10 protein-coding genes are annotated in these 11,775 nt (G+C 61.1%); 6 read left to right on the top strand and 4 right to left on the bottom strand.

What is annotated here, in order from left to right:
* On the top strand, positions 1-629 hold a 629-nt coding region (locus LJE63_16890; GenBank protein ID MCG6908282.1), incomplete at its 5' end, for a hypothetical protein.
* A 2-nt stretch (positions 630-631) separates the two neighbouring features.
* On the opposite strand, the gene LJE63_16885 is transcribed toward LJE63_16890, so the two are convergent.
* Positions 632-1,579 carry a glycosyltransferase gene (locus LJE63_16885; GenBank protein ID MCG6908281.1) on the bottom strand — a complete coding sequence of 316 codons (948 nt, stop codon included), beginning with the start codon at positions 1,577-1,579 and terminating at the stop codon, positions 632-634.
* 469 nt (positions 1,580-2,048) lie between these two features.
* On the opposite strand from LJE63_16885, the gene LJE63_16880 reads away from it, so the two are divergent.
* The 5 genes from LJE63_16880 to LJE63_16860 all read left to right on the top strand — a co-directional run bounded on the left by LJE63_16880 (position 2,049) and on the right by LJE63_16860 (position 8,233).
* Positions 2,049-3,476 carry a hypothetical protein gene (locus tag LJE63_16880; protein MCG6908280.1) on the top strand — a complete coding sequence of 476 codons (1,428 nt, stop codon included), beginning with the start codon at positions 2,049-2,051 and terminating at the stop codon, positions 3,474-3,476.
* The gene (locus LJE63_16875) at positions 3,477-4,748 is read left to right on the top strand and encodes a glycosyltransferase family 4 protein (protein MCG6908279.1); all 1,272 of its coding nucleotides are present in this window, start codon (positions 3,477-3,479) and stop codon (positions 4,746-4,748) included.
* 67 nt (positions 4,749-4,815) lie between these two features.
* Positions 4,816-6,246 carry a hypothetical protein gene (locus tag LJE63_16870; GenBank protein ID MCG6908278.1) on the top strand — a complete coding sequence of 477 codons (1,431 nt, stop codon included), beginning with the start codon at positions 4,816-4,818 and terminating at the stop codon, positions 6,244-6,246.
* Between the two features lie 73 nt (positions 6,247-6,319).
* Positions 6,320-7,180: a sulfotransferase domain-containing protein gene (locus LJE63_16865; protein ID MCG6908277.1), complete on the top strand. Its 861-nt coding sequence runs from the start codon at positions 6,320-6,322 to the stop codon at positions 7,178-7,180.
* A 57-nt stretch (positions 7,181-7,237) separates the two neighbouring features.
* Complete coding sequence (locus LJE63_16860) at positions 7,238-8,233, top strand: lysophospholipid acyltransferase family protein (protein ID MCG6908276.1); 996 nt, start codon at positions 7,238-7,240, stop codon at positions 8,231-8,233.
* A gap of 217 nt (positions 8,234-8,450) precedes the next feature.
* Here LJE63_16860 and LJE63_16855 read toward each other — a convergent pair whose 3' ends face one another.
* Genes LJE63_16855 through LJE63_16845 form a run of 3 tightly spaced genes read right to left on the bottom strand, consistent with a single transcriptional unit; the run spans position 8,451 to position 11,662 of the window.
* Positions 8,451-9,575, bottom strand: a complete 1,125-nt coding sequence (locus LJE63_16855) for an acyl-CoA N-acyltransferase (GenBank protein ID MCG6908275.1) — start codon at positions 9,573-9,575, stop codon at positions 8,451-8,453.
* 60 nt (positions 9,576-9,635) lie between these two features.
* The gene (locus LJE63_16850; protein ID MCG6908274.1) at positions 9,636-10,589 is read right to left on the bottom strand and encodes a hypothetical protein; all 954 of its coding nucleotides are present in this window, start codon (positions 10,587-10,589) and stop codon (positions 9,636-9,638) included.
* A 2-nt stretch (positions 10,590-10,591) separates the two neighbouring features.
* Positions 10,592-11,662 carry an acylglycerol kinase family protein gene (locus LJE63_16845; protein MCG6908273.1) on the bottom strand — a complete coding sequence of 357 codons (1,071 nt, stop codon included), beginning with the start codon at positions 11,660-11,662 and terminating at the stop codon, positions 10,592-10,594.
* Positions 11,663-11,775 lie beyond the last annotated feature (113 nt).

Here is an 11,775-nt window from a genome sequence, read left to right as displayed (position 1 = left end):
CCGCACAATCCTCCTTTTTAGACCGAAGACGCGTTTCAATGCAACGCTTTCAAAACGATCTGAGTTTATGCCTCAAATCTCCAGAAATCACTTTTGTCCTTCCCCAACTATCTCGTGTCCTTCCTGACACCAGGTTTATTTTAGTATATAGGCCTGTTTTTGAAATAGCAGAATCCATGTATCGTAAGGGGTTACAGTGGAACTTTTCATACCACAAACGATGGCGGGTGGAACTTGACACTAAAGGCAATTCGATCCCTCCCCTCGGAGTCCCAGATGACTGGCACTATTTATGGCAGACCGCCTCCGATTTTCAGCGCTGCGTTATTTATGCTGCCAGTTACATTAGAGCCATGGCAACGGGTATCCCTTTCATAAACCCCCGACAGCTTTTTATCTATGACCACCGCACACTTCAAAAAACGCCTCAGATTGTACTTCACACGCTTGCAAGTTTTCTGAATATCGATGAAAACAAATTTGGTCGTTACGTCTCAATTCGGCGAGAAGGGCCTGCAATTGATAATACATTTATGCATCAGTACCATATAATCCAACACCCTCTGGAGCTTGATCATTGGTTGGGCAAACTTCACAAGGCATCAGGTGCATTTCAAGCCGCAAAGTGATTTCATCTCTTCTTTTCTCGCATTTTCCATTTCATTTTCCAAGATTCCAGCTTTGCCTGGCGGTTATAGTTTTTGTAACAAAAATATGCTTTGAGACTTTTCACATAGTGGCGATGACGCATGTAAAAACGATGGTCATCCAAATAAAAGTAGCTGATTCGCTTTTTAATAAGCTTTTGATAAGGTGCAAAATCGGGTTCTTTCAGGAGGGATTTGAAATTTTTTATCGACCATTCACGCGGTGAGCGCTCTTGACGGGAATAGCTCTCGTAACGCTCACGGCGGACATACAGGACTTTTGGGATAAAGAGGAAATCATTCCTGGCAGCCAACCTTATGAAAAGGTTGCTGTCTTCAGAGAAGAGAAGGCCTTCATTAAATCCACCAACTTCTTTTAAAGCTTGCGTCTTGATAATGACGGCCCCTAATCGGGTAAGCATCCTTTTTGAAAAATGCTCAACCGGTTTTCTTATCAACAATGAGTTGTCAAAACTATAATTATTGAATGCCGGTGTTTTTTTCTCCCCATTTCTGTAAACCGGCCCATTGCCATATGAGCCGTCTGGAAAGCGTTGTTTAAAGTCACCGCCACACCAATTGATTTCCGGATAAGGCTCCAATGCTTTCACACGATCTTCAATACTGTCAGGAAGCAAAAAGTCATCAGCATCCAAAAATATTACCCAGCTCGCGGTGGCAACCTTCAAGCCGGTATTACGGGCCCCGCTCGGTCCTTTTGAAAACATATTGGACAGTACTTTTATTCGCGGGTCTACCCTCAGCTTCGACAAAACAACCTGGGTTTGAATGTCGTCAGAATGATCATCGACGATGAAAATGTCTTCCAACAAAAAATTACCAACCTGACTTTTAACCGATTCGACCGCCTCAGCCAAACATTGCCCGTCATTAAAGCATGGAATTATTACAGAAATCGTTGGGCAGACCACCGCAGAGTTCTCCGAAAAAGCAAGTTGCGATGCACTATATTAATGATTTTGATTTGACTAATTTGGGTATTTTATAATAGAATAATAAATTTAAGGAAAATATTTGGAAACTGGACGCCGACATTCAGGGGAATAAATACCCAGGCTCAGTCCCCGGTCAACAGCCATATTATATTGACGATTCCTTTAATATCCCATAACACTCAAACCCGTCAACTGAAGCGTCGTCGGCATAACTGGGCGCGCCGGGACCCGTCCCGGCCCCGACGTCTTCGAAATCATGGCCCAGCCCGTTTCCATGCCGCCCCCATTTTTCAATTCGGGTCCCCGATAGCACCGAATCTTATAGAGGAAAGGGAAACCGCGACTGTCGGCAGCAGCGCTTCTGCCGCTACGCCTGACAGCAATCATCCCGGAAAATGCCGATGCTGACACCCCCCACTTGTTTCAGGAGAAATGACAAAGAGGAATGAACACCTCTAACCCACCCCTAATAATCCCGGTGGAAAACCAGGTGCGCGAGCTCGACCCCAAGCTGCTGCTGGCGTGCGTGGCGGCCCGGCGCGGGTTTTCTTCCATTCTCGGCTTCAGGCGCGAGATGCATTTCAACATGGGCGCCTTTCCGCGCGGTGTCTACGTTTCCAAAAGCATGACCCACGCAAGCGACATGATGTTCGAGATCATGCGCAAGCTTGGCCACACGGTTGTGGCCTGGGATGAAGAAGCCCTGGTTCACCTGCCGGCCGAGACCTACTATTCGCGGCGCCTGTCGGCCGATGCCATGAAGTGGGTGTCCCATTTTTTTGCCTGGGGCGAGGACAGCGCCGAGCTGTGGCGCAGGTTCCCGCAATTCCCCCATGGAACCCCGGTCCATGTGACCGGCAATCCCCGCTGCGACCTGCTGCGGCCGGAGATGCACGGCTACTACGAAGCGGATATCCGCAGGATCAAGGAGGCTTTCGGCCCTTTTATCCTCGTCAACACAAACTTTAACCACGTCAACGGGTTCTCGCCGGTCCAAAACCTCTTCCAGCCGCCCCGGTCGCCGGGGGAGCCGCCGGCCTTCGGCCGCGCCGCCGTCGGCATGAGCCGGGAATACGCCGAAGGCCTTCAAACTCTCAAGCAAGCAGTATTTGCGGCCTTTCAGGAGATGATCCCCCGGCTGGCCGAGGCCTTCCCCGATCATACGATCGTGGTCCGGCCGCATCCCACCGAAAACCCGGATGCCTATCACCGCATCGCCGAACGCTGCCCCCGGGTGCGGGTCACCAACGAGGGCAACGTCGTCCCCTGGCTGCTGGCCACCCGGGCCCTGGTCCACAACGGCTGCACCACCGGAGTGGAGGCTTACGTCATGGGCGTCCCGGCCGTATCGTACCGGGCACACGTCGATGAAACCTACGACAACGGGTTTTACCGTCTGCCCAATCTGGTCAGCCACCAGGCATTCGACCTGGAGGCGCTGCAGGCGGTTTTGGGCAAGATTCTCGCCGGCGAGCTCGGCGCGGCGGACGGCGCGGACCGCCTGGCGGCCATCGCGCGCTATCTGGCCGCGCGCGACGGCCAACTGGCCTGCGAACGGATTGTGGAGGTGCTCGCGGCCACGGTTCAAAACCATTCTCGGCGTCCGGAAACGCCCCTGATCCAGCAGCTCCAGGGCCGGCTTTGGTTGACCGGGCGCACCCTGCTGAAACGTGCCAAGGCCCGTCTGCCGCGCTCCCACAACAAACCGGCGTTTCAGCGCCATCGCTACCCGCAAATCTCCCTGGATGACATCCGTTCCCGCATCGGCCGCTTTCAAAAGCTGCTGGGAGACGAAAGCGAACCGCGGGTCGAACCGCTGCACGGGTCCTTTTTCCAAATCCATCCCTCAACCGGACGCGCCCATAATTCCTGAATGTCCTCCGATCGCACCATAGAGCTGCTCCTGGCCTCGGCCCATTTTTTCCCGACCCACGGCGGCGCCCAGCTGCGCTATCTGCGCTATATCCCCGGCCTGCGGGCACGCGGAATTCTCACCCGGGTGCTGACGGGCACCCCCAAATTGAAAAAGAACGCGTCGCCGCAACACGAAGGCATCCCGGGACCGTCCGTCGAGGGCCAATCGCCGGCGGAAGAAATGCCCGAGGGGACCCCGATTCAGCGCATTCCGCTTCCGGCCACGGCCGGCTGGCGCCGTTCAATCGCCTTCAACCAGGCCCTCTTGCGCTTTTGCCGGCAGCCGGGTTATCGCCCCCAGATCCTGCAGCTGGTTTCATCCCTCCAGCCGCGCTCCATTTTCTGGCTGCCGCAGATGCGCCGGCTTGGCGCGGCGCTGGTCTACGCCTACACGCTGCCCCTGAAGCTGCCCGCCAACCCCATCCAGCGGGCCATCCGCCGACAGACCTTGAGGCTGATCTTCGACCAAATGGATTGCATCATCGTCAACAACCCCCAGATGCAGGATCAGCTGCGCGCACTCGGCGTGACGGCCCGGATGGAATTTATCTCCAACGGGGTCGACCTCACCCGTTTCCGCCCCGCCCGGGATGCCGCTGAACGCCGGGCGGCACGCCAATCTTTAGGGATCAGCGACGACCGCCGCAAAATCATCACCACCGTCGGGGCCGTGCACCCGCGCAAGGGCAGCGATCTATTGCTGGAAGCCTGGTCGCACCTGGCCGGGCGCTTTCCCGAGGCGCACGTTTTCATCGTCGGGCTGCGCAAGGACATCACTTACCCCAAGCTGGCGGACTTCAGAGAGCGCATCCAACACCTGTGCAGCGCCTCGGGGGCGCCGGAGCGGATCCATTTTCCGGGTCTGGTGCGCAACGTCGAGACCTACCTGCGGGCATCGGACATCTTTGTCTTCCCCTCCCAGCGCGAGGGCATGCCCAACGTGGTGCTCGAAGCAATGGCAACCGGCCTGCCGGTCCTTTTGACGCCCTTCGTCGGTCTGGCCGCGGATTTCGGCCAGGCGGGGCGGGATTACATCCTGGCGCCAAGGGAGGCGCAGGCCGTTGCGGCGAATCTGGCCGCCCTTCTGGAAGACGAGGCGCTGCGCAGCGAGCTGGGAGAGCGGGCCCGCAATTGGGTGCGGGATCACCTGAGCATCGAAACCAGCCTTGACCGATATGCCTCGCTATACTATGAGTTGGCGGCCAAAACCCCCAATGGCGCGCGGGTCTGATGGGCGCGCCCAGGGGTTCGCTTTTTATCGGGGCGTGAGCGCCCCGACCAAGCCCGAGAGGAGATAAATGGCAATCGGCCGGAAAATATCCACGCTCCTGATACCCGTTGAAAATCAGGTGCGCGAGCTGGACCCCAAGCTGCTGCTGGCCTGCATCGCCGCCCGGCGCGGCTTTTCTTCGGTGATCGGGTCCCGGCGGGAGATGGAGATGCGCATCGACGCTTTCCCCCGCAGCATTTATCTCTCCAAGAGCATGACGGTCCGCAGCCTGCTTTTTTTTCAAGTCGCCCACCGGCTGGGGCACGAAATCATCACCTGGGACGAGGAGGCGCTGGTCCACCTGCCGCCGGAGACCTATTTCTCCCGCCGGCTGCACCCGTCGGCCATCAAGTACGTGTCCCACCTGCTGGCCTGGGGAGAGGACAACGCCGAACTCTGGCGGCGCTACCCGGCGCTTCCGGCGGGTACGCCGATCCATATCACGGGCAACCCCCGCGGCGATTTCCTGCGGCCGGAGCTGCGCCGCTTTCACCAGGAGGAAGCCCGACACCTGCGCAGCGAATACGGCAGTTTCATTCTGGTCAACACGAATTTCAACCATGTCAACGCCTTCGGCCCGGACATGAACCTGTTCAAGCCGGCCGCGAGGCCGGGCCGGCGTCCCGCTTTCGGCCGGGCGGCCCGCGGCATGAGCCGGGCTTACGCCGAGGGCCTGCGGGATCACAAGCTGGCGGTCTTCAAAGATTTCCAGGAGCTGATACCCCGCTTGGAGACGGCCTTTCCCGACCAGACCATCGTGGTGCGGCCCCATCCCACCGAAAACCACGCGGTCTACCGTCGGATCGCTGCGGGCTGCCGGCGGGTAAGGGTCACCAACGAGGGCAACGTGGTGCCCTGGCTGATGGCCACCCGCGCCGTCATCCATAACGGCTGCACCACGGGGGTGGAAGCCTACGCCCTGGGGGTGCCGGCGCTTTCCTACCGCGCAACCGTCAATGAGGCCTACGATTACGGCTTCTACCGCCTGCCCAACCTGATCAGCCACCAGTGCTTCGACTTCGCGCAGCTGCGCGATCGGCTGGGTCAGATCCTTGCGGGTAAGGTGGGCGCGGCCGACGGGGATGCCCGCCGAGCGCTCTTCGCCCGGCATATGGCGGCCCAGGACGGTCCGCTGGCCTGCGAGCGGATCGTGGCGGTGCTCGAAGGGATCGGGCATCAAATGGCCGCCTCGGCGCGGCGGATACCCTTCGAACACCAGCAGCGGTGGTTGATCGGCCAGGGCCTGCAAGCGCTCAGGCGCGTCAAGGCGAAACTGCCGGGGTCCCACAACCGGCCCGAATTCCAGCGTCACCGATACCCGGGCCTGCCCCTGGAAGCCTTCCGGGCCAAACTGAAAAAACTGCAGCAGACCATCGGGGACAACACGGAAATCGACACCCAAAAAATCACGGACGCGATCTTTACCATCAGCTCCAAAGGGCGCCGCTCTGGTTGCTGAAGCGGGAAAAGACGCAACCATTAACGGCGTGCCGGAGCGGCCGACGGGCCGCAATACCGGAAAGGATAACCATATGAAGGTTCTGATACTGGGACTCGGAAAATCGGGGACCACTGCCATGGTCTACAAAGTGGCCGGGGGGCTCCCCCACTGCAAGGCCTTTTCAGGCGGCAAACCGGGCAAGTATATCGGCGACTACCCCAATGCCGTTTACAAGCACACCTACGAGGCCCGCAAGGGCAAGGACTTCGCCCTCTACCGGACCCATTTGCAGAAGGAGCACTACGACCGAAAGATCTGGATGGCCCGGGACCCCCGGGACGCCGCCGTCAGCCGCATGCTCTACCGCTGGCACAAGGGCACCACCGGCCGCAAAAAGCAGTTCGAAGCCCATCTGGAGATGGTTCTGCGAAAGGAAAAAGCGCCCGCCAGCATTCCGTTCTACGAAATCTGCCGCTACACCGGTCACGAGGCATGGCCCATCACCAAGGAGGCCGTTTTCGAGGAGGAACGCCAGCGCTACCAGGAAATGACCGAATTCGTGCGGGACCTCGGCGACGACTGGCTGATGTTCACCTACGAGGAGATGGTCGCCCGGAAGTTCGACGCCCTCAACGCCTACCTGGGCTTCGAGGTCGCGGCCGGCGCCGAGGTGCCCAGCGGCACCGGCAAGGACAAGGTCGTGCGCAAAAAAGCCGCCGGCGACTGGCGCCACTGGTTCACCGCCGCCGACGCCGAACTGTTCAAACCGGCCTATACCCCCTACATGCAGCTCGTCGGCTACGACTGCGAGGACTGGACCCCGGCCGCCAACCCGGTCATCGAGCCTGAGTTCTCATCGGTCTACATGCGGAATCTGCCCAAGAAGGCGACCCGCAACCTCATCTTCCGGTATCTCGACCCCCTCATGCAGCGCCTGGGCAAAAGCGGCTGATCACGAGACCCGAAAAACAACGATTACCGTGACCCTTTTCTGCGAAACGGCTGCGACATGAAATTCGAAAACGCTTCAAACACGCTGGAAATCGACGCCCGCCCACCGGCCCCCCCACCCCGCCGGGGATGGGTGACTGGGCGCATCGCGGGCCTTTCCACAGAACAGATCCAGGCCATAGGGGTCTGGGTGGGAAGGCTCCTGTATCTCCTGGCCCACCCGCTGCGCCGGACCGCCCGAAGCAATATCCGCTTCATCCACCCCGATTGGAGCCGTGGCCGGCAAAAAGCGTTCCTGAAAAACGTGTTTCACCATTACGGCACCATGGTGGCCGAAATGGTCCAGCTTTCCTGCCTCTCGCGGGAGGAATACACCCGGCGCCATCGCCGCATCGAGGGCGCCGAACACTTTTCCCAGGCGCTGGCGGCCGGCCACGGGGTAATTATTATTTCGGGGCATCTCGGCAACTGGGAAAACGGGTTCCAACTGCCGGCGCTCTACTTCGGGGCACCGCTGACCGGCGTCGCCAAGGCCATGAAACTGCACTTCTTCAACCGCTACCTGCACAATTTCCGAACGCGTTTCGGCAACCGGCTGCTGTACAAGGCCGGCGCGTTTCCGGAGATGCGCCAGACCCTGCGCGCGGGCGGGGTGGTCGCTTTCCTGATGGACATGCCGCGCCAGAAGGAGGGCATCCCGGTGGATTTTCTGGGGCACCCGGCAACCGCCACGCGCGTGGCCGCCCTGCTGGCGCGGCGCTGCAAGAGCGCGGTGGTGCCCTGTTTCTGCATCCGGGAAGCCGACGGCCGGCTGACCCTGCGGATCGAGCCGCCGGTGGCGCTGCTGCAAACCAGGGACATTCAGGCCGACCTGGCAGCCAACACCCAGCGCTTGACGGACGTCATCGCCGCTGCCATCCGGCGCAACCCGGAACAGTGGTTCTGGATGCAGAAGCGCTGGAAGTCCTTTAATCCCGAGCTGTACCCGGATCACCTGGGCGCCAAAAAAAAGCGTAAAAGAAAAAAGCGCGGCAACACGGCCCACGCCGCCTGAAGTCGGTGAGCGACCGGCCGAACGCCGGTTTCAGCGGCACCCCGCAACCAGCCCCGGGCGCCTCAGACGATGACGGTTCCGCAAAAAATTCAATTTCTGCGTTGCGCTGCATCTCGAAGTCGCTGCGGCCTAAGAGTGTACGCCTCACGCCGCTGAGATTTGCGCGCCGTAACTTGAACTTTTTTCGAAACCGTCTGGTTTTTGACTATCCATTTAATCAGGCGAGCGCTTTTTCGTAAATCCGGTATTTTTTGTACAACTTACCCCCGATGGCCTCGTCGAAGCGGTTGATCAGGTGGTTGTCCTCCAGGTTCCAGGACATCTCGCACCACCGGTAGCCCAGGCGCGCGCCCCTCATCTCGGTCTCGTAGTACATGACGACGTTGATCCCTGTTCGGCGGTACTCCTTTTTCAAACCGAACAGCACCCCCCGCAGGCCGGTGATTTTTCTTCTGTAGTACAGGAACTTCAGCAGGTTGATGGGCCCCAGGCGCCCGTTTAACCTTTTGAGCACCTGGTTGTAATCCGGGAGGCTGATGCTGACCCCCACCGGCTCCCCGTTGACCTCGGCGATCAGGACCAGTTCGGGCTCGGCGATGGGCTTCAACTCTTTGGCCATCAGGTTCATCTCACTGTCCGTCATGGGCACGAAACCCCAATTCAACTCCCAGGCGGCGTTGTAGATCTCTTTGATGATGGCGACTTCCCGGTCGAACTGGCGCATGTCGATGGGCCGCACGACGACATGCTCCTTTTTCCTGACCCGCTCCACCAGTTTGGCGATCCGCCCCACCACCCCGACTTCACCTTTCAGGTAGGCGTACAGGTCTTTCGCCTTTTCAAACCCGTAGCGCTCGCAGAATTCAAGGTAGTAGGGCGGGTTGTAGGGCATCATGATGACCGGGCTGGCATCGAAGCCTTCCAGAAGAAAGCCGCACTCGTCGTTCATGCTGAGGTTGACCGGCCCCCGGATGCGGTCCATGCCCTGGTCCCGGCACCAGCACTCGGCCGCCCCAAAGAGGGCCTGGGCCACGTCGTAATCCCGGATGCACTCGAACATGCCGAAAAACCCCATGCGCTCATGGTGAAACTGATTGTGGCGCGGGTCCACCACGGCGGCGATCCGCCCCAGGATGCGCTCACCGCGGCAGGCGGTGAAGAGCGCCATCCGGGCGTGATCAAAGAACGGGTGCCGCGACCGGTCCAGCCTGAACTTGACGTCGCGGATCAGCGGTGGCACCCAGTAGGGGTCGTCTTTGTAGATCTGCCAGGGAAAACGGACGAATCGGTCGATTTCCCTGGGGCTGGCGATGGTTTTGATTTCAAGCTCGGGCAGGGCCATGATGTTTTTTCCCCGAAAGCGTGTGGATGACGCGGCCGCAGGCGGCCGCCTTTTCTCCGGTCAGCGGAACCCCCCCTGGCGGTAAAGGCGCCAGGCGAGAACGCAGGCCGCCGCCAGCGGGCGGCGCCGCAGCCGCGGCGGAAGCTCCACCCGCACCCCCGAATGGCGCTCGATCTTCCAGAGGATGTAGTCCATCCCGCCCACGAAGGTAAACGCGCTTTTCAGCAGACGCAGAACCGACAGGACCTTGCCCTGAAAAAAGCGCAGCCGCCAGCTTTGGCGGCAGAAGAAACGGGTGCGGCGGGGGATGCGGGCCTCGTAGCGCATCCCGCCGCCCTGCTCTGTCACCGCCACGGGCAAGTCCCCGGCCGGGAGGGCCGCCCGGGTGAGGGCCTCGTAATGCGGGGCGTAACGTGCAACCAGGCCCTTGAGCTTCTCGGGCCGTTCCGCCCGCAGCTCCGCGCGGTAGCTCAGGGAAAGCCCCTTGAACCACAGCTCGCCGGCCGTGAACGGCGACGGGGTGCAGGGCAGGACGCGCCGGATGAAGGTGACCACCGCCCGGGCCAGCGCCCTGGAAACCCGTTCGCTGGTGTGTCGGTCGCGCGCGAAAACGATGGCCACCGGCTGGGCGAACCGCCCCCAGATATAGGAGTGATACCACCGCAGCGACGTCCCCCGCTCGAAGTCGGCCAGGGACAGGACAGCGAACTTGGCGCGCACCCGTCGGCCGTCGTGGGGGACTTCCAGGTAGAAGACGTTGGGCGGCAGAAGCCGGTTGAGCAACTGCAGGAACCGCGACGGATAGGCGGCCCGGTAGCTGTCCACCAGCAAGTAGAGGTCCACCATGCCCCCGCGGTCGTCGCCGGAGCGCAGGCAGGACCCGTAGAAGAGAATCGCCGCGGCGGCATCCCCGTAGACCGCCCGCAGTCGCTCCGCCAGGGCCTGCACGGGGGGGGGCACCGGCCGGCAGGCTTCCTGCCGAATGAGCTTTGAGAGTGCGTCGGGAATCGCCATGCTCACACCCGCAAGAAAGTCGCCTGACCGCCGACGTCCAGGATCAGCTCCCCCTGGTGGGGGTCGGCGCGGAAGCGCTCGCCGTCCAGGGCGAAGCCGCCGTCCAGGGCCAGCCGGATTTGATCGCTATTGAAGCTGAAATAGCCGTTTTCCGGGCGGGTGTGCCGGGTCCGCCTGCCCCACAGGAGGCTGGGCAGCACCCGCATAAAACGCCGCGGCGGGGCGCTGATGGCGGTCAGCCGCAGGGCGCCGCGGCCCTCGCCCCAGAAGGGCCTGAGGCCGAAAATCAAACCATCCAGGGTGTGGACCGTGATGAACATGAAGCGCCGCGGGGCCAGGCGGGTGCCGTCCACCCGGATTTCGGCCGCTGCGGGTTTGAGAACCGCCGTTTCGCCCGCTGCCAGGGCCGCCAACAGGCGGGCCAGAATCACCAGCTGGGCCGGCCCCCCGCGCAGCCCCAGGCCGCGAACCCGGGAGTGAAACAGTTCGATCCCGCCGTAGATGCAGGCCGCCCCGAAGAACATCCCGTAAAGCGGCAGGTCGGGCGCCGGGCGCCGGACCCTCAGGACCGGGCGCGTCAGCAGGGTGGCCTGGCCGGTCCCGTGATCGGCCCAGGCGATCAGCCGTTTGAGGGACGCGACCCGCGGTCCGGAGAGTCCCAGATCGCGGTGGGTCATGTTGGTGGTGCCCCCGCTGAGCAGTGCCAAAAGCGGTGGCGCGTCGCCAAACGGGCGCTGGTTGAAAAGGGTCGTCAGGGCGGCCTGCACGGTGCCGTCCCCGGAGTTGAGCGCCACCAGATCGATGCCGTCGCGGGCGAAGGCCGCCAGCGCAGCGTTGACATCCGCCGCATCCAGCACATCCAGGTGGGGAATCTGCCCCCGGCCGGCCAGGAAGCCGTAAATGGTCGCCATCCGTCGGCGGTTGCGGCCGCTCTTGGGGTTGCTGATGACCCCCAGCCGCCGCGGCTGCCACCCCCCCCCGGGGGGTGCCGGCGCATCGGCCCCGCTTGCGTTCAAAGCCCTTTCAGAATTGGCCTGCATGATCTCCCCGACATCATATGAACGCACGGCCATGGGCGGCGTCCCAACCGCGGCTGAGCGGTTTGCAATCCCGGGCCAAGATGCTGTATACAGTCCGGCATGCCCCCTCTCGAACCCGCCCACCGCCATCCCGGCATTCCCGCGGC

This window comes from Desulfobacteraceae bacterium (assembly GCA_022340425.1).
Lineage (GTDB): Bacteria > Desulfobacterota > Desulfobacteria > Desulfobacterales > JAABRJ01 > JAABRJ01.
This window is presented reverse-complemented; position numbering and strand designations above follow the sequence as displayed.

What these genes read in the sequence shown, in the direction of transcription:
- LJE63_16880 (MCG6908280.1), top strand. Translation starts at nt 2,049, where the DNA reads ATGAACACCTCTAACCCACCCCTAATAATCCCGGTGGAAAACCAGGTG.
- LJE63_16875 (MCG6908279.1), top strand. Translation starts at nt 3,477, where the DNA reads ATGTCCTCCGATCGCACCATAGAGCTGCTCCTGGCCTCGGCCCATTTT.
- LJE63_16870 (MCG6908278.1), top strand. Translation starts at nt 4,816, where the DNA reads ATGGCAATCGGCCGGAAAATATCCACGCTCCTGATACCCGTTGAAAAT.
- LJE63_16865 (MCG6908277.1), top strand. Translation starts at nt 6,320, where the DNA reads ATGAAGGTTCTGATACTGGGACTCGGAAAATCGGGGACCACTGCCATG.
- LJE63_16860 (MCG6908276.1), top strand. Translation starts at nt 7,238, where the DNA reads ATGAAATTCGAAAACGCTTCAAACACGCTGGAAATCGACGCCCGCCCA.
- LJE63_16855 (MCG6908275.1), bottom strand. Translation starts at nt 9,575, where the DNA reads ATGGCCCTGCCCGAGCTTGAAATCAAAACCATCGCCAGCCCCAGGGAA.
- LJE63_16850 (MCG6908274.1), bottom strand. Translation starts at nt 10,589, where the DNA reads ATGGCGATTCCCGACGCACTCTCAAAGCTCATTCGGCAGGAAGCCTGC.
- LJE63_16845 (MCG6908273.1), bottom strand. Translation starts at nt 11,662, where the DNA reads ATGGCCGTGCGTTCATATGATGTCGGGGAGATCATGCAGGCCAATTCT.